Origin of the sequence: Pseudomonas sp. MYb541, assembly GCF_037479595.1 — a bacterium.
GTDB classification, from domain to species: Bacteria; Pseudomonadota; Gammaproteobacteria; order Pseudomonadales; family Pseudomonadaceae; genus Aquipseudomonas; species Aquipseudomonas canadensis.
This window is the reverse complement of sequence record NZ_JBBGYS010000004.1, coordinates 100,492-125,166: the sequence shown is the minus strand read 5'-3', so window position 1 is coordinate 125,166 and position 24,675 is coordinate 100,492. Positions and strand designations below refer to the sequence as shown.

Genomic DNA, 24,675 nt, shown 5'->3' with positions numbered 1-24,675 from the left:
GGGAGGGGGCTTGCCCCCGATGAGGCCGTCAAATACGCCGCAAATCAGCCTGCCAACAACCAGACCCCAGTCGCCGCCGAAGCCGCCCCAGCAATCCGCACCAATGGCGCCGCCGCAGCCGGCAGGAAGCGCACCACCGCGTAACCGGCCGCGTGTAGCACGGCAGTCGCACCGACAAAACCCGCGGCATACGCCCACGGGCTGGACATGTCCGGCAGCTCCAGACCATGCGCCACACCATGGAACAGCGCGAATAAGGCCGTCGCCCCCACCGCCATGAACAACGGCGGACGCACCGCCAGCGCCACCGCCAGGCCCAGGGCCAACACCGACGCGGCAATCCCGCTTTCCAGCGCCGGCAACGCCAGGCCTTCAAAACCCAACACGCCGCCAATCAACATGGTGCCGACAAAGGTGCATGGCAGGGCCCAACGTGCGGCGCCTTTTTGTTGGGCGGCCCACAAACCGACGGCGACCATGGCCAGCAAGTGGTCGATGCCGCCCAGGGGATGGCTGATGCCGGCCACCAGGCCGTTGTCGCCATGGCCCGGGTGAGCGAAAGCCAGGGCTGGGGCCAGCAGCAGGGCGGCGGCGGTGAAGAGTTTCTTGAGGCTCATGGACAGGTTCCTTATGGGTTGATCAGGCGGCGGTCAGCAGGCCTTGGCGTTCGATGAAGGCGACGATTTCATCCAGGCCGACACCGGTTTTCTGGTTGCTGAACACAAAGGGTTTGCCGTTGCGCATGCGAGTGGTGTCGCTGTTCATCAGCTCCAGCGACGCGCCGACCAAGGGCGCCAGGTCGATCTTGTTGATCACCAGCAGGTCGGACTTGCAGATGCCAGGCCCGCCCTTGCGCGGCAGCTTGTCGCCGGCGGACACGTCGATCACGTAGATAGTCAGGTCCGACAACTCCGGGCTGAAGGTGGCCGAGAGGTTGTCGCCCCCGGACTCCACCAGAATCAGGTCCAGGCCGGGGAAGCGGCGGTTGAGCTGGTCGACGGCTTCCAGGTTGATCGAGGCGTCTTCGCGGATCGCGGTGTGCGGGCAGCCGCCAGTTTCCACGCCGATGATGCGTTCCGGCGCGAGGGCCTGGTTGCGCACCAGGAAGTCGGCGTCTTCGCGGGTGTAGATGTCGTTGGTGACCACCGCGAGGTTGTAGCGATCACGCAGCGCGAGGCACAGGGCCAGGGTCAGGGCCGTCTTGCCGGAGCCCACCGGGCCGCCGATGCCGACACGCAAAGGTTGTGTGTTCATATGTGCTTTTCTCCTAGGAACGGAATAGGCGGCTGTATTGGCGCTCGTGGGCCATGCAGGCCAGGGACAGGCCAAACGCGGCGCTGCCGAAATGGTGGGGTTCGATGCGGCTGGCGTCCTGCTGGGCTTGTTGCAGCAACGGCAGCAGTTCACTGGTCAGGCGTTGGGCGGCTTGTTGGCCCAGGGGCAGGGTTTTCATCAGCACGGCCAATTGGTTTTCCAGCCAGCTCCACAGCCAGGCGGCGAGGGCGTCGGCGGGGCTGATGTTCCATGCGCGTGCGGCGAGGGCCCAGCCCAGGGCGAGATGGGGCTCGCTGCACTGCTCAAGAAATTCGCGGGCGCCGCCGTCCAGTTCCGGCAAACCATTGAGCAACTGTTGCAGGGAGTAGCCCATCTGTCGGCTCTCTTGATACAGCTCGCGGGTCTCACGGCTAGCGCGATGTTCTTCGCACAGCTGGGCCAGGCGCGGCCAATCGGCCTCACAGGCTGCTTGGCAATGGGCGAGCAACACCGGCGCTTCGAAGCGCGCCAGGTTGAGCAGCAACTGATCGCTGATCCAGCGTCGCGCACTGGCAGCGTCGTTGACGCGACCGTTCTCCACCGCCATTTCCAAGCCCTGGGAATAGCTGTAGCCACCAATCGGCAATTGCGGACTGGCCAGACGCAACAGCGCCCAGGCTGGGTTCACAGGCGCACGCCGAACTGGTGCAGCTTGGGCGGGTAGTTGAAATCTTCATCGCCATGGCGCGAGTGATGATGCCCGCCGCCGTACGCGCCATATTCCGGCTGGAACGGCACTTCGATGGTCTGCGTCTGCGCGCCCAGCTGTTCGAGCATGGCCTTGAGCACATAGTCATCGAGCAGGCGCAGCCAGCCATCGCCCACCTGCAACGCCACGTGCCGGTTACCCAGGTGATACGCCGCGCGCGTCAGTTCAAATGCGCTGCTGCAGGTGACATGCAGCAGTTGTTCAGGCCGGGCGCACACGCGTACGACTCGTCCGTCTTCAGCCTGTAGGAATTCGCCATCGTGCAGCGGTGGCTGACCGCGCTCCAGGAAAAGGCCGACGTCTTCACCGTCGGCACTGAAACAGCGCAGGCGGCTTTTGCTGCGTGCTTCGAAATTCAGTAGCAACTCGGCGGCCCAGAGGGCTTGGGGGGCGATTCGGCGGTGGATCACCAGCATCAGGAAGCTTCCAGCTATGAGCGATGCAAGTGCTAGAGCAAGGGGCTTGCCAACCCGGCTGGAGAGTAGGAATTCCCTGTCAGCAGGGACGGTAACGCCACTAAATAGGGCGTAGGAAGATTTTTGGTGTGAGCAAAAATGGTGCGCTGGCTGGGCTGACGCACTCGCTATGGGCGTTTTCGGATTTTTCCTACGTAGCTTGAGGATTCGCCGTTCAAGTAGTTACCTGCTGTGTCTTTAGTCTGTGCGCCGTGTTCAACCCACTGCGACGTTTATCATGTTTAGATCATTGTGTTGTTTAGTCATTGTCAGCCTGTCTTTTGCCATTTCATCAGCTTCAGCCTCTCTGCAGCCCCGCCCCACGTTCAGCGCTTCAGTCCAAGAAGCCGCCATTGACGATGTGGTTGACCGTGCCCATGAACTGCTCGGCACGCCGTACAAGTGGGGTGGCTCTTCGGTGCAGCAAGGCTTCGATTGCAGCAGCTTCCTGGTTTACCTGTTCAAGACCGAAGCCAATATCCAGATACCACGCACCACCGCCGCCATGCACCGCTCCACGGCTCCGACCATCAAGCGCAACGCACTCAAGCCCGGCGATGCGGTGTTTTTCAAGGCAAATGGGCGCGGTCAAGTCAGCCATGTGGGGCTTTATATAGGCCAAGGCAAATTCATTCATTCGCCACGTACGGGCAAGAACATCCGCATCGATTCATTAAGCAACAGCTACTGGAACAAGCACTACACCACGGCTAAACGTTTTCACACGGCAGGCTGATGGCTTTATTCGGTGCTGCCCAGCCCTTGCCAGTGCTTCAAGCCGATAAAGATAAAGCGCAATTGCTGGGTGATTTTCGCCTGCGGCGTGAGGTGGTCAGGCAGGGCCTGGGCCGGCGGATCGATGATGTCGGGGAGGGTAGCGAACACACTTTTGACGATCAGGTCGGCCATCACATGCAGGCCTTCGGCATCCAGGTGCTGCAGTTTTGGCATGAACGTCAGGTCGGCCGCCAAGTCGCGGGTGATGTCTTCACGCAATGCACCGATCGCCTGGCGCACCGCCAGGCAGCCGCCGTATTGCTCGCGGGCCAGGAACAGGAATTGCGAACGGTTGGCCGAGACCACATCGAGAAAGATCCGCACGGAGGCATCGATAATGCCGCCCATCACGAATTCGTTATGGCGCACCAGGCGGATGGTGGCGCGGAAGGTCTGGCCGACTTCACTCACCAACACCAGCCCCAACTGGTCCATGTCGGCAAAATGCCGATAGAAACCGGTGGGCACGATACCGGCGGTCTTCGCCACTTCACGCAGGCTCAGGCTGCCAAACCCACGGCCACACTCCATCAAATGGCGGGCTGCGTCCATCAGGGCGAGGCGGGTCTGTTGCTTCTGTTCGGCGCGGGGCAGCATTGGCGGGCGGGCTTTGTTGGCAAGTACAGCGACGCACTCTAGCAAAACAGGTCTGTTGGCGTCGAACTTGGCGGGGGGCGGGCGTGACGCGATCTACAGGAAAGCAAAAGCCCGATCGACAGATCGGGCTTTTTTCTCGGCCACCACGGGGTTAGCTCTGTGCTTGATGCAGTTCTTGCAGACGGTCAGCACCGCCTTCAGCAACGCCTTCGGTGTAGGCGCGTTTATTGGCTTGTTCAGCACCGCCTTCGACCAGACCTTTCTGTTCCAGACGATCACGGCCACCTTCGGCAACAGCGTTGCGTTCCAGCAGGCGATCAGCACCACCTTCAACCAGGCCTTTTTCTTCCAGGCGGTTGCGGCCGTTTTCGGTCAGGCCTTCGGTGTAAGCGCGTTTGTTGGCTTGTTCCGAACCATTTTCAGCTACAGCGCCTTTGGCGTAGTCACGATTCTCTTCTTCTTGCGAACCGCTGCGAGCGACGGTCTGGCTGAAAGGAACGGCGTCAGCTTTGACTTGTGGAGTGGCTTGTTCGGCGGCTGGCAGGGCAAAGGCACTGGAAGCCAGGATGGATAACAGGGCGGTAGCGAGTAATTGGCGTTTCATGATGGGTTGCTCCTTGGGAGGGCGATAAAGTGGGTACAGGACTAATGCTACTCTCGATAAGTCGATATAAAAGTTCATAAACACAATGGTAATAATCAACAGAATTGATTGTTCTAGGCGGAGGCTCTAGAACGGGCCTCTCAAGCACGCGGTTTTGCACTGGTGTGGGTATTTTCGACACGCGCGTGGGTAACAATGGTGCGCCGTGGTAGGAGGAATCTGTCGAAGTGGTCAGAAATTGAGGTTTTTCCAGGCAAATCGGGGATCGGGTTAAACCCCCAGGCGGTTTGCCAGTCGTAGTTCTATAAGCTGTCCTTAAAGGCTGTCACCCAGCCAGTCGTATTCAGGAGTCCTGTGCAATGACGCGCACTCGTAAAATCGTCGCTTGGAGCTGCGCCAGCTTCGTTGTGTTAATCGCCGTGGTGGTGTTGGTCCTGGTGTTCTTTGACTGGAACCGCATCAAGCCGCCCCTCAATGCCAAGGTCTCCGAAGAATTGCATCGACCGTTTGCCATCAACGGCAACCTGGCGGTGGTGTGGGCGCGTGAGCCCGATGAAGGCGGCTGGCGCGCCTGGGTGCCGTGGCCGCATGTGATTGCCGAAGACCTGAACCTGGGCAACCCGGACTGGTCGAAAAACCCGCAAATGGTCACCCTCAAGAAGGTGGAACTGCGCATTTCGCCCCTGGCGTTGCTGGTGCAGCGCGTGGTGATCCCGCGTATCGACCTCACCGAGCCGAGCGCGCAGTTGCAGCGCCTGGCCGATGGCCGCGCCAACTGGACCTTTAAGTTCGATCCCAAGGACCCGAACGCCGAGCCTTCCAACTGGGTGGTGGACATCGGTGCCATCGGCTTCGACAAAGGCCACGTGACCCTCGACGACCAAACCCTCAAGACCCAATTGGATGTGATCATCGACCCGCTGGGCAAACCCATCCCGTTCGGCGAAATCGTCGGCGATGCCGATGCCAAGAAGGCCCTGGAGAAAGGCTCCGCACCGCAGGATTATGCGTTCGGCCTCAAGGTCAAAGGCCAGTATCACGGCCAGAAACTCGACGGCAGCGGCAAGATCGGTGGCCTGCTGGCCCTGCAGGACGCGGCCAAGCCGTTCCCGCTGCAAGCCCAGGTCAAGATCGCCGACACCAGCATCGCCCTGGCCGGCACCCTGACCGACCCGCTGAACCTGGGCGCGCTCGACCTGCGCCTGAAACTCGCCGGTTCCAGCCTGGGCAATCTCTACCCCCTGACTGGCGTGACCCTGCCGGATTCGCCGGCCTACTCCACCGATGGTCATCTGATCGCCAAGCTGCACGAAGCCAATGGCGCGTCCTTCCGCTATGACAACTTCAACGGCAAGATCGGCAACAGCGATATCCACGGCAACCTTGCCTACGTCGCCAGCCAGCCACGGCCCAAGCTCAGCGGCGCGCTGGTCTCCAACCAACTGCTGATGACCGACCTCGCACCGCTGATCGGCGCCGACTCCAACGCCAAACAAAAAGCCCGTGGCGGCGACAGCAAACAGCCGGCAACCAAAGTGTTGCCGGTGGAAGAATTCCGCACCGAGCGTTGGCGCGTCATGGATGCCGACGTGGAATTCACCGGCAAGCGCATCGTGCACAGTGCCGATCTGCCGTTTACCGACCTCTACACCCACCTGGTGCTGAATGACGGCGAACTGAGCCTCGAACCCCTGCGTTTCGGCGTGGCCGGCGGTAAGCTGGATGCGCAGATCCGCCTCAACGGCCGCATCACGCCAATGGAAGGCCGCGCCAAACTTACCGCGCGCAACTTCAAGCTCAAGCAGCTGTTCCCAACCTTCGAACCGATGAAAACCAGCTTTGGTGAGCTCAATGGCGACGCGGATATTGCCGGTCGCGGCAACTCCGTGGCGGCCCTGTTGGGCAGCTCCAACGGTGACCTGAAGATGCTGATCAACGACGGTGCCATCAGCCGCAGCCTGATGGAAATCGCCGGGCTCAACGTGGGCAACTACGTGGTAGGCCGACTGTTTGGTGACAAGGAAGTGAAGATCAACTGCGCGGCGGCGGACTTCGGCATCAAGACAGGCCTGGCGACCACTCGGTTGTTTCTGTTCGACACCGAGAACGCCATCATCTACATCGACGGCACGGCGAACATGGCCACAGAGCAGCTGGACCTGACCATTACCCCGGAATCGAAAGGCTTCCGCCTGTTCTCCCTGCGTTCACCGCTGTACGTCAATGGACCGTTTATCAAGCCGAATGCGGGTGTGAAAGCCATTCCGCTGGCGCTGCGGGGGGCTGGCATGGTGGCGCTGGGTGTCATCGCCGGGCCGGCGGCCGGGTTGCTGGCATTGGTTGCGCCCAGTGGCGGAGAGCCGAATGAATGTGCGCCGTTGCTGCAGCAGATGAAGGAAGGCAAGGCGCCCAAGACTGTGAAAGGCTAACTGCAAATGTGGGAGGGGGCTTGCCCCGATGGCGGCAGACCAGTCGACATCTCAATTGACTGATCCACCGCTATCGGGGGCAAGCCCCCTCCCACATGGGATTGCATGTCGCGGGATTACAGGCTTTCTAGGATGTCAGCCATATCGTCCGCATGCTCTTCTTCTTGGGCCAGGATTTCTTCGAAGAGGCGACGCGTGGTCGGGTCTTTATCGCCAATGTACTGGATGATTTCGCGGTAGCTGTCCACGGCAATCCGCTCGGCGACCAGGTCTTCGTAGACCATTTCCTTCAAGTTATTGCCTGCCACGTACTGTGCGTGGGAATTCTTCGACAGCAGGTCCGGGTTGAACTCCGGCTCACCGCCCAACTGCACGATGCGCTCTGCGAGCTTGTCGGCGTGTTCGGCTTCCTGGGTAGCGTGCTCGAGGAATTCCTGCGCGGCGACTGCAGCCTTAATGCCGCTGGCCATGAAGTAGTGGCGCTTGTAGCGCAGCACGCAGACCAGTTCGGTGGCCAGCGATGCGTTGAGCAGGCGGATGATTTCTTCGCGGTCGGCGTCATAACCTTCGGTCACTGCACCGTTTTCGACGTTCTGGCGGGCGCGGCTGCGCAGGGTCGCAACGTCAGTCAAGTTTGCTTCGGTCATCTCAATCTCCTGGTACTAATCCGGTTTTGCGCCACGCTCTGCCGGCGTGATCGCTCCAAGTTGTGAGTCCTGCGTCACGCAAAAAGTTTTATCGGATTTATGTCATCACTGCGTCGCGGGACTGGGCTAGCCTCTGGTGAGTCTTTCCTGATCAAGGACGTTCGGCCCATGCCGCAGTCGTTAGCCACGCGTTACCCCCTGGTGCTGGTCCCTGGCATGCTCGGGTTCGTGCGCCTGGGGTGGTTTCCTTATTGGTACGGTATCGTCCCCGCGCTGCGGGCGGGCGGGGCGCAGGTGTTTCCCGTGCAGGTGGCGCCGCTGGATTCCAGCGAAGTGCGCGGCGAGCAATTGCTGGTGCAGATCGAGCGCATCCGCCGTGAAACGGGGGCCGACAAGGTCAACTTGATCGGCCACAGCCAGGGCTCGCTCACCGCCCGGTATGCGGCGGCCAAGCGCCCGGAATGGGTGGCGTCGGTGACGTCCGTGGCCGGGCCCAACCACGGCTCGGAGTTGGCGGACCACATTCACCTCAATTACCCGGTGGATGGCGTGAAGGGGCGGATCATGAGCGCGCTGTTTCACGGAGTCGCCTGGCTGATGGGCGTGCTGGAAACCGGCTATCGCGGGCCACGCTTCAAGGCGGATCTGCAGGCCTCCCATCACTCGCTGACCAGTGCGGGCGTGGCGCTGTTCAATCAGCATTATCCACAGGGGCTGCCGCAGACATGGGGTGGGCAGGGGCCCGAAGAGGTCAATGGCGTGCGTTATTACTCATGGTCCGGCACCTTGCAGCCGGGCATTACCGACCGCGGTCGTAACCTGTTCGATGGTACGAACCGCAGTTGCCGCCTGTTCGCCCGCAGCTTCGTGCGCGAAAAGGGCCAGTGTGACGGCATGGTCGGGCGCTACAGTTCACACCTGGGGTTGGTGATCGGCGATGACTACCCCCTGGACCACTTCGATATCGTCAACCAGTCCCTGGGGCTGGTGGGCAAGGGCGCCGAGCCGATCCGACTGTTTGTCGAGCATGCCCGGCGCCTGAAGGAAGCCGGGGTTTAACGCACCGGCGTGGTCCAACGCTCCGACAGAATTACCCCGCCCAAGGTCAGCAGGCCGCCCACCAGGTGGTATAGCGCCAACTCTTCCTTCAACACCACCGCCGCAATCAGCGCGGTGATCAATGGCAGCAGGTTGAAAAACAGCGTGGTGCGGCTCGGGCCCAAGGTCTTCACCGAATGCATCCACGCCAGCGGCGCGACCATCGAGGCCAACAGGCACGCATACAGCACCAGTGGAGTGTTCGCCCAACCCAAGCCAGCCTTCGCCGAAAACAGAAACAGCGGGAACAGCACCACCACCGCCACCAGCACCTGCAGATACAGCAACACCAGCGGCGGCAGGCGCAGCTGCCATTTTTTCAGCAGAGTGCTGTAGACCGCGTAGGCCAGGGTCGCGACCAGCATCATGCCGTCCCCCAGGTTGACCCCGTGCTGCAGCAGTGCGTCGAGGCTGCCGGCGGAAACCACCACCACCACGCCAGCGAATGACAGCACGGCACCGGTCATCGCGCCGTAGGTGAGGCGCTGGCCGAGGCTGATGATCGCCGCCGTCAGTGCCATCAACGGCATCAACGACAGGATGATGCCCATGTTGGTCGCGGTGGTGAGCGACGCGGCGTAATACGCCAGGCTTTGGTAAACCGCCATGCCCAACACGCCGAGGATGAACACCTTGCCCAGGTTCGGACGGATCAGCGCCCAGTTGGCGATCACCGGCTTGATCATGAACGGCGTGAACAGCAGCGCCGCCAGCAACCAGCGGTAAAAGCCAATTTCCGCCGGGAACAGTGCGCCCACAGCCAGCTTGTTGACGACGGTGTTGCCGGCCCAGATGAAAATGGCCAGCAAGGGATAAGCGTATTGCATCGAAAGTAACCAAGTGTGTTGATGAGGCAGGATTATCCATTGTCTGGATCGAAGCCTATACTGCGATCCAGACAAACCACCTCTGTATCCAGACAATATGGCCAAGCACAACGTACGTCTTGCGGATTTCCCCCGGTTGCCGAGCCCGGTGTACTTCCGTTATTCGGATTTCGCGCCTGACACCGAATGCACGCCGCACCAGCATTTCTGGGGCTCGCTGGATTACTCGGCCAGCGGCGTGATGCGCATGGAAGTGGCCGGCAACCGCTTCATGTCGCCGCCGCAATACGCGGTGTGGGTGCCACCTCACACCGAACACAGCTCCTACAATGCCGAGGCGATCGTCTATCACTCGGTGGGGCTGGCGCCGGAACTTTGTGAGCAACTGCCCCAGCAGCCTTGCACCCTGGCCATCAGCGACATTCTCAAGGCCATCCTCAGCGATTTTGCCCAGCGTGACGTGAACATGCCGCAGACCGAGTCCGACATCCGCCTGGCCCAGGTGCTGGTAGACCAGCTCAAGCAGGCGCCGATCCATGAATGCTTCCTGCCATACGCCCGCCACCCTGGCTTGCTCGGCGTACTCGAAGGCATGCAGGCCGACCCCGCCGACAACCGCCCCTTGGCGCACTGGGCCGAACAAGTCCACGTGAGCGAACGCACCCTGGCGCGCCTGTTTGTGCGGGAACTGGGCATGAGCTTCGGCGAATGGCGCCAGCGTCTGCGCTACCTGGCGGCCATCGAAGCCCTCGACAGCCCACGCAGCGTGCAACATGTGGCGTTTGACCTGGGCTACAGCACCGCCTCGGCCTTTATCGCCATGTTCCAGCGCCAGGCGGGCTGTACGCCGGAGCAGTATCGACGGACGCATATCCGTACCCGGTGAAGTTGTAACAGGCTTTGACTACACTGCTGGGTAGTCCGTGCCCTTCGGTGCGGTAACAGGGAGAAAACTCCATGAAGATGCTGCGAATCCCGCTGTTGATGATGGGCCTGCTGCTGTGTTCCCAAGGCTTTGCTGCCACCGCTCAGCAAAATAAAATGACCACCTGTAACGCCGAAGCCACCACCAAGACGCTTAAAGGTGATGACCGCAAGGCCTTCATGAAGACCTGTCTGTCTGCTCCAGCAGCCAATGACGCCAAGACGCTTACGCCACAGCAGCAGAAGATGAAGGATTGCAATGCGGACGCCAAGACCAAAGCCTTGACCGGCGACGCGCGTAAAACCTTTATGAGCACCTGCCTGAAGAAATAATAGCCCCAGGCCATAGAAGGCTGCGACACTCGCACACAGCCCCCTGTATGCGCGCGGCAAATGTGTGGCGAGGGAGCAAGCTCCCTCGCCACAGCAAGCCGGCTCCTACACATCTTTTAACGCCGTTCGTTTTGAGGCTGTATGCCAACGTTTTCTCAGCGTCATGTGATATTGCTGGCCAGCTACATCATCATTTTCGGCGGCCTGCTGCTGGTACTGCCGCTCAAATTGCTGCCCAGCCTGCTGGCTGGCCTGCTGGTGTTCGAGCTGGTCAACATGCTGACCCCCCAACTGCAACGGCTGATCGAAGGACGGCGTGCGCGCTGGCTGGCGGTCGCCTTGCTCGGCACCCTGATCGTCAGCGTGCTGACCCTGATCTTCGCCGGCGCCATCAGCTTTCTGCTCCACGAAGCGGAAAATCCCGGGGCCTCTCTCGATAAATTCATGGGTGTGGTTGATCGCGCGCGCGGCCAGTTGCCGCCGTTCCTCGACGCTTACCTGCCTGCCAGCGCCGCCGAGTTCCGCGTGGCCATCGGCGATTGGCTAAGCAAGCACCTGAGCGAGTTGCAGTTGGTCGGCAAAGACGCCGCCCACATGTTCGTCACCCTGCTGATCGGCATGGTGCTTGGCGCCATCATCGCTCTGCAACGCGTCCCCGACCTGACCAAACGCAAACCCTTGGCCGCCGCGCTGTTCGACCGCCTGCACCTGCTGGTCCAGGCCTTTCGCAATATCGTTTTCGCCCAGATCAAGATCGCCGCGCTCAACACCGCCTTCACTGCCGTGTTCCTCGCCGTGGTGCTGCCGTTGTGCGGGATTCACCTGCCGTTGACCAAAACCCTGATCGTTCTCACGTTCCTGCTCGGCCTGCTGCCGGTCATTGGTAACCTGATGTCCAACACCCTGATCACCATCGTCGCGCTGTCGCTGTCGATCTGGGTGGCGGTGGCGGCGTTGGGGTATTTGATCGTGATCCACAAGATCGAATATTTCCTCAATGCGCGGATCGTGGGCGGGCAGATCAGTGCCAAGTCGTGGGAGTTGCTGCTGGCGATGTTGGTGTTTGAGGCCGCGTTCGGCCTGCCGGGTGTGGTGGCGGGGCCGATTTACTATGCGTATTTGAAGAGTGAGCTGAAGCTCGGTGGGATGGTTTAAGCCTTGTATTGCCTGGGCTGACGGCATTCACACATCTTGATTTGTGAACACCGTCAGTGTGGGAGCCGGGCTTGCCCGCGATGGGCGCGGCGCGGTGTCAGCTAAAACTCAGTTGCCGTAGCGCTTGCTGGCCTCAATCGCCAAACCACTGCCGATGCTGCCAAAGATATTGCCTTCCACATGCCGCGCATTCGGCAACATCGCCGAAATGCTGTGGCGCAGCGCCGGAATCCCGCTGGAACCGCCGGTAAAGAACACCGTGTCCACTTGTGCCACGCTCACCAAGGCGTCGTTGAGCAGCTGTGTGACACTGCCGCGCACACGCTCCAGCAAGCTGTCGATGGACGACTCGAACAGCGCCCGGCTCAGGTCTACGCTCAGGCCTGCTTCGATGCGGTCCAGCGCCACATGGCGGCTGTCTTCGTGGGTCAGTTGGATCTTGGTTTCTTCCACTTCCATCGCCAACCAATGCCCGGCGCGCTGTTCGATCAACTTGAACAGGCGGTCGATGCCACCGGTGTCTTCGATGTCGTAGCGCATGCTGCCCAACGCCAACTGGGATTTTTGCGAGTACACCGAGTTGATGGTGTGCCAGGTGGCGAGGTTCATGTGATGGCTGGTGGGCATGTAGGCGCCGCTTTTCATGCGGCTGCCGTAGCCGAACAGCGGCATCATGCCTTGCAGGCTGAGCTGTTTATCGAAGTCAGTACCGCCGATGTGCACGCCGCCGGTGGCGAGGATGTCGCTCTGGCGGTTGTCGTTGTGGCGACGGTCCGGTGACAGGCGCACCAAGGAGAAGTCGGAGGTACCGCCGCCGATATCGACAATCAGTACCAACTCTTCTTTCTGGATGGTGGACTCGTAGTCGAACGCGGCGGCAATCGGCTCGTACTGGAACGAGATGTCCTTGAAGCCAATCTTGCGCGCCACGTCGACCAGGGTGTTCTCGGCCTCCTGGTCGGCCATTGGGTCGTCGTCGACGAAAAACACCGGACGACCCAGCACCACTTCTTCGAACTCGCGGTCGGCATTGGCTTCGGCGCGGCTCTTGAGCTGGCCGATAAACAGCGCCAGCAGGTCGGTGAATGGCATCGCCGTGCCGAGCACGCTGGTGTCGTGCTTGATCAGCTTGGAGCCCAACAGGCTCTTGAGCGAGCGCATCAGTCGGCCTTCGTAGTTTTCCAGGTACTCATGCAGCGCCAGGCGGCCGTACACCGGGCGGCGTTCCTCGAAGTTAAAGAACACCACCGACGGCAGGGTGATCTTGTCGTCCTCCAGCGCGATAAGCGTCTCCTCGCCGGGGCGGATCCAGCCGACGGTGGAGTTGGACGTGCCAAAGTCGATGCCGCAGGCACGGGCTGGGGATGAGTTTTCCATGACAATCAGGTTCCGGTTGAAAAACGGCCGCGCAGTGTATGCCAGTCGACGCCGGATGCGTAGGCCGACCATCTGTTAAATCGTGCTTGAAACCTGGGGATTTGCCCCCACATCTGCTGCATACGGCAAGTGCCGATAACACTTTGACGCACCCCAGGCCACATCACTCAACAGGTGCAATGCAGCGCACGCTGTGCCCCGGGCTGTGCGATCTCGATTAAGGATGGTGAACCGCCGATGGATTTCAAAGACTACTACAAGATATTGGGCGTAGAGCCGACGGCCGACGACAAGGAAATCAAGGCGGCCTATCGCAAGCTTGCGCGCAAATATCACCCCGATGTGAGCAAGGAAAAAGACGCCGAAGCCAAGTTCAAGGACGCGTCCGAAGCCTATGAGGCGCTCAAGAGCGCCGACAAACGCGCCGAATACGACGAACTGCGCAAATACGGCCAGCATGGCCAACCTTTTCAGGGACCACCGGGCTGGCAGAGCCGTGGCGGCTTTGGCGGCGGTGGCGGTGAGGATTTCTCGGACTTCTTCAGTTCGATCTTTGGCTCCCGTGGCGATGCGTTTGGTGGCGGCCAGCGCCGTCCGGCCGGGCGCAAGGGGCAGGACGTGGAGATGCAACTGACAGTGTCCCTTGAAGAGACACTGTCCACCGAGTCCAAGCAGATCAGCTTCCAGGTGCCGCAATACGATGCCTCGGGCCGGCATGTGAGCAACACTACCAAGAGCTTGAACGTGAAGATCCCCGCCGGCGTGGCCGACGGTGAGCGCATCCGCCTCAAGGCGCAGGGCGCACCGGGGATTGGCGGCGGGGCCAATGGTGATCTGTACCTGATCATCAAGTTTGCACCGCACGCTAAGTTCGAGGTGGAAGGTCAGGACCTGGTAATCACAGTGCCCCTGGCACCGTGGGAGTTGGCGTTGGGCACGGAAGTAGCTGTGCCGACGCTGACCGGCAAGATCAACCTCAAGGTGCCTGCTGGCAGCCAGAACGGCCAGCGCATGCGCGCCAAGGGCCATGGCTTGCTGAACAAGAGCGGGGAGCGCGGCTTTCTGTTTATTCAGCTCAAGGTGGTGATGCCCAAAGAGGTCGACGAAGAGGCCAAGGCGTTGTGGCAGGCGTTGGCGAAAAACGCTGACTTCGATCCGAGGCAAACCTGGAATAGCTGATCGTAAGCCCTGATGCCTTTCAGTGTAGGGGGCGAGGCGGCGGGCTAGTCCGTGCTCGCGAAAAACGCAGGAGCACCCCATGCACTCAGGCTGCCTGCACACTATCTATGCAGTCCGAGCGTGTCGGATCGTTCTATAGGCTGGTGTCTTTGTCACCCGTCAAGGACGATCCGTCATGTCAAACCCTACTGCAACTGCCACCCCCGTTGGTGTGTTCAACGCCGGCGCTCGCGGTGTCCACTACGACTTCCTGAAAGACCGTGTGCCCTCTTGGTTCAACCGGGCGCCCTTCGTTCGTTCCTGCATAAATAATTAACGCAGTCGACTTTCCGGATAAAGGCAATAAAAGACTATTCTTTTTTGCACTTGTTTAAATGGTTAATTCTGTTCTCGGGTCAAGAACTGCCCGGTGGGCATTAATTTATTTTTTATCGGTAATGCCTAAAACAGTTATTGAATTCAACTGCATATGGAACGTGTGAAATGACTGACGATTTAGTAGTAAATGTCGCTGGTGATAATCCCGAGAATAACGATAAGGGTATTCATTTTGACTTAATTAAAAACATCATCCCAGGCTGCCTAATTGGCGCTTCACCCGTGCGGCGTAAAGTGCTTAAAGACACCAAACCTGACCTTCCAGACTGGTATGAAAAATGTTCGACTGAGGAACAGGAGCAGTTAAAACAGTTATTGGAGGCTGACTGTCATGCGCAAAATGAATGGGAAAAGTTTCTCGGGGACGTGCAGGACATCACCGCCTACGCTAAACCAAAATTAACCGCAGCCTTGGCCGAAGCAGGCGTCGAGCTGGATGTCGACACTACCTGGCTGCGCCTGTATTACCCAGTGGAGTATAAGTTTTTCGGCCTTCCGACAGGCGTCCAAACGGGCGACTTTCGTAGCAGGACTTTTTCCTTGCTACAGGCGGCTTTGCATAATTTCGAAGCCTTTGAAGCTGAGGCGGGTTACTTCGACGGCGAGTCGTTATTTATAACCGAGCCCGATGCGCGGGGGCACTTCGATGTCATCCGACCCGCGCCGATGACGGTGGAGGCGTTCGTTGCCCTTTGTCGCAAGCTGGACATCGGTGGACAATATGAGAAATTTATAAAAGATAAGCTCTATGGCCCCGGCGGGAGATTTGAGCTGGGGCGTGAGCCCTTTACCAAAAATAAAAAAGCAGCCCTGAAGGCCGCCGCGTTTGCCGCCTTGCTGAAAAAGGACATTGAGCGCAAACATTATGATTTATTGGTCGAGTTGATCAGCGATAAGTCCAAGGTCGAAGATAGCGCTATAGGCCGATTGATCAGTTATAGTCCAATAAAATTGATGGGATATGACGTTGCCGAGTGCGCGCTGTTTTTCCCCACGCACAAGGATCGCTACGACGGCGGCTATGTCATTGTTTATATTCCGGACGAACCCGAACATCCGGTCAAACAGTACGCGTCATTTGCCGAGTTTGAAGAGGAACTTACCCATAAACTGCTGTACCGGCCCCAGGGGAGCAAGATCGACAGTGGCCGGGATGTGCTCACCGACTACCAGCGGTTTTTCAGCCGCTTCGTGTCGGAAAAGGACCGCGGCCGGTTTTTTCTTCGTTTCACCGAGAAAGCAAAAGACTTCCCGTCCGGTGCCTATTGGATCGCCGGCCTGCGAAATTATCAGAAGTTCCTTAATCCGGCCGACAGATTGGTCGGTCCTTTGGTTGACCGGCACTGGCGGCGCGATCCCCTGGAAAACATCGACCTGCACCTGGAGATGTCGTTCAAAAAGCAGTGGCTGGGTATGTCCGGCATCTGGTTTGAAATGTACCTGCAGCACCGCCGACGTATCCTCGAGAACGCCCAGGTGCTGGCTGTGTCTACGGCTGCCGAGGACAACCTCACTCGCGAGCGCCGACTCTCCAATTATCTGAACATCGGCCTGTTCATCGTGGGTATTGCCGCGTTCTTTGTGCCGCCCGCAGGCGCCGCGATGTTGTTGATCACCGCAAACCAATTGTTGTCCGAGACGATTGAAGGTGTCCGTGAGTTGAGCCGGGGTGACAGGGAGGCAGGCTGGGCGCATATCACTGATGTCGTGGAGAATCTGGCAACCGTGTTGGCGTTGGCGCCAGTATTCCATTTCGCGGTTTCACCTTTTATCGAAGAGCTCAAAGCCGTCGTGCTCCCCAGTGGCAAAACACGTTTGTGGAAGCCGGACCTCAAGCCCTATCAGTTGGACATGACGTTGCCGGAAGGCTCCCGGCCCAACGCACAGGGCCTTCATCGCTTTGATGGGCGAGATGTTCTGCCGCTGGACGGCAATCACTACGCCGTGCAGGAAGACGTGGCCACGGGCAGGTATCGGATGCAGCACCCCACGCGGCCCGATGCTTACGCCCCCGAGCTGAACACCAACGGCTCCGGTGCCTGGAATCATGAATTGGAACAGCCGCGAACCTGGGAGGGACCCCAGTTGATGCAGCGCCTTGGGCATTCAGTCAGTGAGTTCAGCAATACCGAATTGGAGCAGATTCGCCATGTCAGCGACACCTCTGAAGACGTGTTGCGCAGAATGCATGTCGAGAACGAGCCGCCAGGGCCACTGCTGGCCGATACGATCAGTCGCTTCGACGCGTACAAACGGGTCGAAACGTTCATCGCCGCCATGGAGGATGATTCCTCGACCTTATCTACTCAGGACCACTCGATCAATCAACTGCATGTCATGACGCGTTACGGCAAGTGGCCGGAACGGGTCTCGCTGCGAGTGATCGACGAACAGGCCAAGACACTCTGGAGATATTCCAGCTCGCACAGTCCACAGAGCGAAATACGTACCGTGCAGATCCATGATTTGCAGGTGCGCAATGGTGAACTGCTGCCGACGCTTCTGGAAGCCCTGGATGAGAGCGAAACCAATACGCTACTTGAGCAAGCGCCTGGAACCCCGCGCGGCCTGCTCGACGCGCGTGTTGCAAAACTACGCGCGACCATTGCCAAGGTTGCCGCACGCCGTAAAGCTCCGCTACTCAATGATTTTTACAGGGGCGATACCGACGTCAGCGACCCTCGGGCCAATTTGCTTTGGGCACGCTTTCGCGGTGTGCCTATGAACGTGATCAAAGCGCTTCTGCGAGAGGCCGGCAGCGCTGAACGGCAACAAATGGCCAAATGGGACTTCGCCGACAGGCTGCAGACCAAGCCCATACCGCTCAAATTGGCGGAGGCCTTGCGGATCGCCCAGCGTGAAGTGCGTCTGGCGCGTGCCTACGAGGGGCTTTATCTGGACGGGTTGATCAACCCGGATACAGAGACGCTCGTGCTTAATTCGCTGAAGAAACTCTCTGGCTGGCCAGCTGATTTGCGTATTGAAGTTCGAGAGGGTTCGGTCACCGGAAAACTACGGGCCAGTACCGGTGCTGAAGGGACTGAGACCCGCTGCAAAAAACGCTGGAGAACGTGCAGCAGGACATCAATGCTTTTGCCGAGCCGTTGCTCGTTGCCGCACTGAAAGACGAATTCCAGCTGGAACTGGACGTCAATACGACCGTGATTCGGTTGTACATCCCGGCCACTCTGTTTCCCGGCATCGATAACAACGCCAGCCGGTTGCGGCAATCTTCATTACTGGAAGCTGCACTGCACAACTTTGAGCAGCCAGAAACGTTGGCAGGGGCGTTTCGTGATGGTTCCGGCATCTTCACCGTCGACAGCACCAACGCGTTGCAGCGCCATGAGTTGACCGTCGAAGAATTTGCGACCTTGTGTCGTAAGCTCGATCTGGGGGCGCAGTATCAAACGCATATAAAGGCCTTGTTGATGCCCGAGCAGGCAGCCGCTATGTCGGCGGTCGCCAAACAAGAAATGGATATTGAAAAAGCCGCCTTCAAAGAATCGGCTTTCATTGCCTACTTGAAGAAAGACGTTTCTTCAGCAAGTTGGGCAAAACTGTTGCAGATCCACCAAGGTAATCAGGGCGTGCTATTGGGTAATCGTCCTTTGCATTGCCATAGGCTCTCGCTGATGGGTTTTAACGTCTCGGGAGTTGTATTGTTCAGCGCCGTTGCGGACCCTTCCGAAGTCAAACGGCTTTATGACAGCTTGGTGCCGCAGCACCAGCGAACGCTGATGGAGTGGTCGCGACGCCTGACCCTGTTGCCAGGACAGGAATTTGACCAATTCAAGTTGTTGAAGGCGTTCTTCGCCAATGGGCCCAAGGGCTTGGTCGAAGCCATGATGAAACGCAATGATCTTTACGAGCAGAGCCGTCTGGACGGCACATTACTGGTTTATGTACCCGATGACCCTGATCACCCCATCAAAGAGTATGACTCCCTCGCGGACTTCATGAAGGTATTGCTGGGCCAACTGCGTTCGCCGAGTTACCAGGAGTTTTTTAGTCGATTTATTGCGCACAAAGACAAGGGCCGGTTCTTTGCCCGCGTGCGTGAGCGCCTCACGACCTATACTTGGACTGCCCGTGGCCCATTGGACATGGGCCCCTGGTGGCGTGAAACCGCCGTCGAAAATCCCAACGCCGAACCTATCACCAACGTCATCCCCGGCGATTTGTGGCCGCGAATAGGTCGCTGGCGCAGGGAAAAGGCGATAGCGGACGCACGGCAGATCGCGGTGCTGACTGACGATGAAGACGCTGCCACGCGCTGGAACCGGCTGACCACCTACCTGAATATCGGTTGGAACGTGTTCAATTTCGGCGCCATGCTCGTTCCTGGCCTGGCCGGACCGCTGCTGGCCGTCATGGTGGGGCAAATGCTCCTCGAAACCATGGAGGGTATAGAGGAGTGGAGCAAGGGCGACAAGGAAGAGGCTGCGGCCCATCTGGTCGGGGTCATGATCAATGCGGCGCAGTTGGCGCTGATGATGGCAGGGCACATCCTGCCGGGTGGCGCAGCCACCCCGGTCAAGCCATCCTCGCTTATCGACAACCTGAAACCGGTTCAACTGCCCGATGGCAGCATGCGCCTGTGGAACAAGAACCTGGCGCCCTATGCCCATGACATTGCCTTGGCCACCGACGCGAAACCCAATGAGCAGGGCCTGTTCCGGCACAGCAACAAAGACATCCTCAAACATGACGGCCGGCATTTCGAGGTGCGCGATGATCCGCGCACGGGCCAGTCATGCGTGCCGCATCCGAGCCGACCGAAAGCCTATCAGCCCAAACTCGAACACAACGGGGCCGGCGGCTGGAAGACTGAACTCGACCGTCCGCTCGAGTGGGACAAGCCTACTCTCATGCGCCGACTTGGACCGATGACGGAAGGTCTTTCCGATGCGACGCTGGAGCAGGTTCGCGTGGCTGGCGGTGTGGGCGAGGAGGAGTTGCGCAGGCTGCATGTGGTCAACCAGCCACCGCCTGCAGTTTTGCTCGACACCCTCGAGCGCTTTAAGGTGTGGGCCGAGGTAGGCAAGCTGCCGGGGCAGATCAAACTCGACCAGGTGCCGCAGGCCTTTGTTGAGCAGATGCCGCGCTTGCTGCTTGAGCTGCCAAGATGCCCTGCGCGCACCAGCATCGAATTATTTGAAGGCACCGAACATTGGGGCGCCTCGATGAAGTTTGGTAGCCTCGACGCATCGCCAGCGAACACCCTGAAGATCACTCGCGCCGACATTCGTGCAGGGAAACTGCCTGAATTCGCGGTGAAGTTTATGAGTGAAACGGAAATCCACGCCATGTTTGGGCAGGGCATTTCAAGAGAACAGCCCGTGCGTATTGATGCACTGAAAAACAAGCTGGCCGAGCAGGCGAAGCTGCAAAGCGACTCCTTGTTTTATGCGCTCACCCGTGCGGGACGGCAGACCGGCTCGCCGCAGGCAGTGGTGTTGCAGGATGCATTCAGCGGGCTTTCCACGGCCGCTGCCGAGGAGTTGCTGGCGGACGTCGCACCAAGGGATTTGCCGAAGATTACCGACTCTGCACACATCCCGCTGGCGTTACGGGAACGGGCGCGAGCGGCCGTGCTGACGTCACGAGTTGCACGCGCATATGAGGGGTTGTTTCTCGATGTGGCCTACAGCGCGGACACCGAGCTGCTGGCGTTGCATTCGCTGCAGGCGTTACCCAACTGGCCGGAAAATGTCCGGATTGAAATCCGTGAATCTTCGTTCGACGGCCAGTTGAGCAATAGCATCGGCCCAGTAGATGCTGACATTCGCCGGGTGATCGTCAGCAAAAGTGGAAAGTACGAAGCCCGCGACGCCGATGACTTGCACCTCAATAGCCCCAACGATCTCTACGTGTCCGTATTGCATGCCCTGCCCGATGCCGAGCGAGATGCGCTGGGCTATCAGATCAACCAGGGCGCCACGCTCAAACAGGCCGTTCTCCAAGGCCCGTTTGCGCGAGACAGGTTCACTGCCTTGCTGGCTGATAATCCGGTGCGCAAGCCGCACTATGACCCGCTCACCATGCGCCTGCGAGGCGGCATGCGCGGGATTTCTCACGGGCTGCGTCGAGTCACTGCGCAATTGACACCCCAAGAGCGAGTGCGCGTCGTGCGTCCTGGATGGTCAGAGTTAGAGGCCCTGGCCTATCTGCAGGCGGGTGGAAGTGATGCCGGTATTGAGCAGCGGGTAAGTGCGCTGGAGGCGGAATTCAATAGGCTCAACGCGAATTTCCAACGCTGGTTAAGCTCGCCGACCGAATCGTTCCGCTACTCGCCAGCCGGGGTTGCGGAATGGCAGTCGCGCAATGCGTTATACAAGGCTGTGCGCGAATGCTGGCAGCACAGCGGTCCGCGCGACGTGGATGCGTTCGGCAACCTGCAGGGCTCGGTGCTGGATTTACACAATGTCCCGCTGGGACGGCACCTGAACACCATGCCTACTCTGGAAGGCAATTTCGATCACGTCACCCGGCTGGATGTGAGCAGCACCGAATTGTCCGAGATACACATTTCATTCCTTGATCATTTCCCTCGTTTGCGCTCGCTGAGCGCCAACGGCAATTCGCTCACGCGCATTCCGAATGCACTCGGGCGCATGCGTGCCTTGACCGACTTGAACCTGCGCGGTAACCAGATTGTGCTGGATGCGCGAGGTATCGCCGACCTGGCAGTGCTCACACGGCTCAAGAGGCTGGACCTGGTGGGTAACCCATTGAGAACCCCCCCAGATATAAGCAGGATGAGCATGTTGCATACGCTTCTATTGGCTGACACACACATTCGAAGCTGGCCGAGTGGATTGTTTGCGCAACCGCGGTTTCGGCATTTTTACCTGGATTTGCAGTGCAACGTGCTCACCGACATTCCCGCAGTCACCCGTGGATCGGCCGAAGCGGAATTGCTGGCGCGAACCGTGGTGAGCCGTGTTCCGGAATTTCTTTCAGCAGACAATTTGCGGACGTTGCGCGATTACATCCAGTCCGTCGGCCTCGACCCCGATCGACCTTATCCTCCGCGTGGGATGCGCGATAGCCTCGACTGGGAGGAGGGCTTGTCTCGACGCGAGTGGTACTCCCGGCAGAAGGTCTGGAACAGCGTCGAGGACGAGACCGGATCGGTTCAGTTTTTCAACGAGATCCGCAAACTGACCCAATCGTCCCATTACGTCAATGACACGCTTTACCGGGTCGACCTGACTGCTAAGGTGTGGCGAATGCTCGAAGCCATGGCCGAGAACACGGAGTTGCGCTTGAAGTTGTTCACCATGGCTGAACCCGGCACTTCGTGTGTTGATGCCGGTGCGCAGTTGTTCAACGCCATGGGCATGGAGGTGCTGATTCATGAGGCGTATGGGTTAGCCAATCCCGGCCTGGTGGAAACCGAGCTAGCCACGCTGGCGCGGGGTAAGGGGCGGCTGGACGAATTGACCAGGATCGCCCACAAGACGGTCGCCGAGCGCCTGGAGCAGGGTGAGGAGTTCAGGCGAGTCGCTGCTGGCGGCGAGGTCCAGGGGACCATCGACGAAGTCGAGGTGCATATGGCGTTCATGACCGATCTGGCAGAACGGCTGGACTTGCCCTGGCAGTTCCGCAAGATGCAATTCAGAGGAATCGCCGGGGTTGATAAGGCAATGATCGATGCTGCCTATCAACGCGTGCTGGACCTTGAAGCTGGGGATTTGCTGGATGACGTGCTCCTCGATCAACCGTTCTGGACATCCTACGTTGAAGGCTCCAATCGCAGCACGTTCAAAGGTTTCAGGCGCCGGCTGGATCTCACTACCGAGTTCTATATGGCGCTGGAGGAGCGCGCGCGAGGCACCGAGCTTTCCTTCGAGCAAAAGGAACAGTTGAAGATTGAAATCAGGGTGCTGGGTTCTGAATTGAAAAAACCGGAGAGCGCGTATGCCCCGGGTACCGTCATGACCGAAGACGAGTACGTTGCCGATGTGAAAGTGATTGAGGATGAGATGAAAGCAATGCTCAAGACGATCACTGGCCAGGCGATTGATCGGGCGAAATTGCGACGGGTGGAAATCCCTTTCACCGTTGAACCCGCCAGTTGATGGCGGTTGAGCGCAGGCACCGGGTATACCAGGTGCCTGCGCGCCAATAGAAGCATCAGAACAGGAAGTAACGTTGAGCCATCGGCAACACCTCGGCTGGCTCGCACCACAGTAAAACGCCGTCAGCCTTGACCTGATAGGTCTGTGGATCGACTTCGATATCCGGGAGGTAATCGTTGTGGATCAAGTCGGTTTTCTGCACGTTGCGACAACCCTTGACCACAGCGATCTGCTTTTTCAAACCCAGGGCCTCGGGCAATCCGGCGTCCTGGGCGGCCTGGCTGATAAAGGTCAGGCTGGTGGCGTGCAGCGAGCTGCCGAAGCTGGCGAACATCGGGCGATAGTGCACCGGTTGCGGCGTCGGGATCGAGGCGTTGGCGTCGCCCATCAGGCTTGAGGCAATCGCGCCGCCCTTGAGGATCAGGGTCGGTTTGATGCCGAAAAACGCCGGGCGCCAGAGCACCAGGTCGGCCCATTTTCCGACTTCGATGGAGCCGACAATGTGACTCACACCGTGGGTGATCGCCGGGTTGATGGTGTACTTGGCGATGTAGCGTTTGGCGCGGAAGTTGTCGTTGCCCGGGCCGTCACCCGGCAGCGGGCCGCGCTGCTTTTTCATCTTGTCCGCGGTCTGCCAAGTGCGCGTGATCACCTCGCCGACGCGGCCCATGGCCTGGCTGTCGGAGCTGATCATCGAGAACGCGCCGAGGTCGTGCAGGATGTCTTCAGCGGCGATGGTCTCGCGGCGGATGCGGCTTTCGGCGAAGGCCACGTCCTCGGCAATGCTCGGGTCGAGGTGATGGCAGACCATCAGCATGTCGAGGTGTTCGTCGATGGTGTTGCGGGTGAATGGCCGGGTCGGGTTGGTGGAGCTGGGCAACACGTTGGCAAAGCCGCAGGCCTTGATGATGTCCGGCGCGTGGCCGCCACCGGCCCCTTCGGTGTGATAGGTGTGGATGGTGCGGCCCTTGAGCGCGGCGAGGGTGGTTTCGACGAAGCCCGATTCGTTGAGGGTGTCGCTGTGGATCGCCACCTGAACGTCGTATTCATCGGCAACGCTCAGGCAATTGTCGATGCTCGCGGGCGTGGTGCCCCAGTCTTCGTGTAGCTTCAACCCGATGGCGCCAGCCTTGACCTGCTCTATCAACGGCTCCGGCAAGCTCGCGTTGCCCTTGCCGGTGAAGCCGATGTTCATCGGGAACGAATCGCTGGCCTGCAGCATGCGCGCCAGATGCCATGGGCCGGATGTGCAAGTGGTGGCGTTGGTACCGGTGGCCGGGCCGGTGCCGCCGCCGATCATGGTGGTCACGCCACTGGTCAGCGCCTCTTCGATTTGCTGCGGGCAGATGAAGTGCACGTGGCTGTCGATGCCGCCGGCGGTGAGGATCATGCCTTCGCCCGCGATCACTTCGGTGCTGGCGCCGATGGCCATGGTCACACCGGGCTGGATGTCCGGGTTGCCCGCTTTGCCGATGGCGTGGATGCGGCCGTTCTTCAGGCCGACATCGGCTTTGACGATGCCCCAGTGGTCGATGATCAGCGCGTTGGTGATCAGCGTGTCGACCACGTCACGGGCGAGCAACTGGCTTTGGCCCTGGCCATCACGGATGACTTTACCGCCGCCGAATTTGACTTCTTCGCCGTAGACCGTGAAGTCCTGTTCGACCTCGACAAACAGTTCGGTGTCGGCCAGGCGGACCTTGTCACCGACGGTGGGGCCGTACATGTCGGCGTAGGCTTGACGGGTGATTTTCATGTGTGTGCCCTGAAAAGAATCTGTTGAAT

Annotated in this window: 19 protein-coding genes; 9 read left to right on the top strand and 10 right to left on the bottom strand. The window is 59.5% G+C overall.

The features are described 5' to 3' along the window. Positions 1-44: 44 nt before the first annotated feature. Genes WH299_RS03970 through ureE form a run of 4 tightly spaced genes read right to left on the bottom strand, consistent with a single transcriptional unit; the run spans position 45 to position 2,439 of the window. Positions 45-617 carry a HupE/UreJ family protein gene (locus tag WH299_RS03970; protein WP_028615536.1) on the bottom strand — a complete coding sequence of 191 codons (573 nt, stop codon included), beginning with the start codon at positions 615-617 and terminating at the stop codon, positions 45-47. 22 nt (positions 618-639) lie between these two features. After that, positions 640-1,254 carry an urease accessory protein UreG gene (gene ureG / locus WH299_RS03965; RefSeq protein ID WP_028615537.1) on the bottom strand — a complete coding sequence of 205 codons (615 nt, stop codon included), beginning with the start codon at positions 1,252-1,254 and terminating at the stop codon, positions 640-642. A gap of 13 nt (positions 1,255-1,267) precedes the next feature. After that, entirely contained in the window at positions 1,268-1,942 is a 675-nt protein-coding gene (locus tag WH299_RS03960; protein WP_028615538.1) for an urease accessory protein UreF, read from the bottom strand. After that, positions 1,939-2,439, bottom strand: coding sequence for an urease accessory protein UreE (gene ureE / locus WH299_RS03955; RefSeq protein ID WP_339549643.1), 501 nt, complete (start codon positions 2,437-2,439; stop codon positions 1,939-1,941). The genes WH299_RS03960 and ureE overlap by 4 nt, the downstream gene beginning before the upstream one ends. A 277-nt stretch (positions 2,440-2,716) precedes the next feature. Between ureE and WH299_RS03950 the strand changes: the two genes are divergently transcribed. After that, positions 2,717-3,214, top strand: coding sequence for a C40 family peptidase (locus WH299_RS03950; RefSeq protein ID WP_028615539.1), 498 nt, complete (start codon positions 2,717-2,719; stop codon positions 3,212-3,214). Between the two features lie 5 nt (positions 3,215-3,219). On the opposite strand, the gene WH299_RS03945 is transcribed toward WH299_RS03950, so the two are convergent. Both WH299_RS03945 and WH299_RS03940 read right to left on the bottom strand, forming a co-directional pair. After that, a complete protein-coding gene (locus WH299_RS03945) occupies positions 3,220-3,852 on the bottom strand; it encodes a TetR family transcriptional regulator (protein WP_025857330.1) in 633 nt (210 codons plus the stop codon). A gap of 151 nt (positions 3,853-4,003) precedes the next feature. Then, complete coding sequence (locus tag WH299_RS03940) at positions 4,004-4,456, bottom strand: hypothetical protein (RefSeq protein ID WP_068935285.1); 453 nt, start codon at positions 4,454-4,456, stop codon at positions 4,004-4,006. 359 nt (positions 4,457-4,815) lie between these two features. Between WH299_RS03940 and WH299_RS03935 the strand changes: the two genes are divergently transcribed. After that, entirely contained in the window at positions 4,816-6,885 is a 2,070-nt protein-coding gene (locus WH299_RS03935) for an AsmA family protein (protein WP_339549642.1), read from the top strand. 116 nt (positions 6,886-7,001) lie between these two features. On the opposite strand, the gene WH299_RS03930 is transcribed toward WH299_RS03935, so the two are convergent. Further along, positions 7,002-7,532: a ferritin-like domain-containing protein gene (locus tag WH299_RS03930; RefSeq protein ID WP_028615542.1), complete on the bottom strand. Its 531-nt coding sequence runs from the start codon at positions 7,530-7,532 to the stop codon at positions 7,002-7,004. A gap of 168 nt (positions 7,533-7,700) precedes the next feature. Here WH299_RS03930 and WH299_RS03925 point away from each other — a divergent pair, with 168 nt between their 5' ends. Next, a complete protein-coding gene (locus WH299_RS03925; protein WP_122730619.1) occupies positions 7,701-8,591 on the top strand; it encodes an esterase/lipase family protein in 891 nt (296 codons plus the stop codon). Here the strand turns inward: WH299_RS03925 and WH299_RS03920 are convergent. Then, the gene (locus tag WH299_RS03920; protein ID WP_122730620.1) at positions 8,588-9,457 is read right to left on the bottom strand and encodes a DMT family transporter; all 870 of its coding nucleotides are present in this window, start codon (positions 9,455-9,457) and stop codon (positions 8,588-8,590) included. The genes WH299_RS03925 and WH299_RS03920 overlap by 4 nt on opposite strands. Before the next feature lie 97 nt (positions 9,458-9,554). Between WH299_RS03920 and WH299_RS03915 the strand changes: the two genes are divergently transcribed. The 3 genes from WH299_RS03915 to WH299_RS03905 all read left to right on the top strand — a co-directional run bounded on the left by WH299_RS03915 (position 9,555) and on the right by WH299_RS03905 (position 11,869). Next, positions 9,555-10,343: an AraC family transcriptional regulator gene (locus tag WH299_RS03915; protein WP_095014497.1), complete on the top strand. Its 789-nt coding sequence runs from the start codon at positions 9,555-9,557 to the stop codon at positions 10,341-10,343. 71 nt (positions 10,344-10,414) lie between these two features. Next, complete coding sequence (locus tag WH299_RS03910) at positions 10,415-10,714, top strand: PsiF family protein (protein ID WP_016976953.1); 300 nt, start codon at positions 10,415-10,417, stop codon at positions 10,712-10,714. A gap of 141 nt (positions 10,715-10,855) precedes the next feature. Continuing rightward, positions 10,856-11,869 carry an AI-2E family transporter gene (locus WH299_RS03905; protein WP_016976954.1) on the top strand — a complete coding sequence of 338 codons (1,014 nt, stop codon included), beginning with the start codon at positions 10,856-10,858 and terminating at the stop codon, positions 11,867-11,869. Between the two features lie 108 nt (positions 11,870-11,977). Here the strand turns inward: WH299_RS03905 and WH299_RS03900 are convergent, their stop codons facing one another. Then, positions 11,978-13,246, bottom strand: coding sequence for an Hsp70 family protein (locus WH299_RS03900; RefSeq protein ID WP_339549640.1), 1,269 nt, complete (start codon positions 13,244-13,246; stop codon positions 11,978-11,980). Positions 13,247-13,483: 237 nt separating this feature from the next. Between WH299_RS03900 and WH299_RS03895 the strand changes: the two genes are divergently transcribed. From WH299_RS03895 to WH299_RS03885, 3 genes are all read left to right on the top strand, one after another. After that, complete coding sequence (locus WH299_RS03895; RefSeq protein WP_028615547.1) at positions 13,484-14,425, top strand: DnaJ C-terminal domain-containing protein; 942 nt, start codon at positions 13,484-13,486, stop codon at positions 14,423-14,425. 483 nt (positions 14,426-14,908) lie between these two features. After that, on the top strand, positions 14,909-17,926 hold the full coding sequence (locus WH299_RS03890) for a dermonecrotic toxin domain-containing protein (protein ID WP_339549639.1): 3,018 nt from the start codon (positions 14,909-14,911) through the stop codon (positions 17,924-17,926). Continuing rightward, on the top strand, positions 17,875-22,890 hold the full coding sequence (locus WH299_RS03885; RefSeq protein WP_339549637.1) for a dermonecrotic toxin domain-containing protein: 5,016 nt from the start codon (positions 17,875-17,877) through the stop codon (positions 22,888-22,890). The genes WH299_RS03890 and WH299_RS03885 overlap by 52 nt, the downstream gene beginning before the upstream one ends. Before the next feature lie 55 nt (positions 22,891-22,945). On the opposite strand, the gene ureC is transcribed toward WH299_RS03885, so the two are convergent. Then, entirely contained in the window at positions 22,946-24,646 is a 1,701-nt protein-coding gene (ureC, locus tag WH299_RS03880; protein WP_122730628.1) for an urease subunit alpha, read from the bottom strand. Positions 24,647-24,675: the final 29 nt, after the last annotated feature.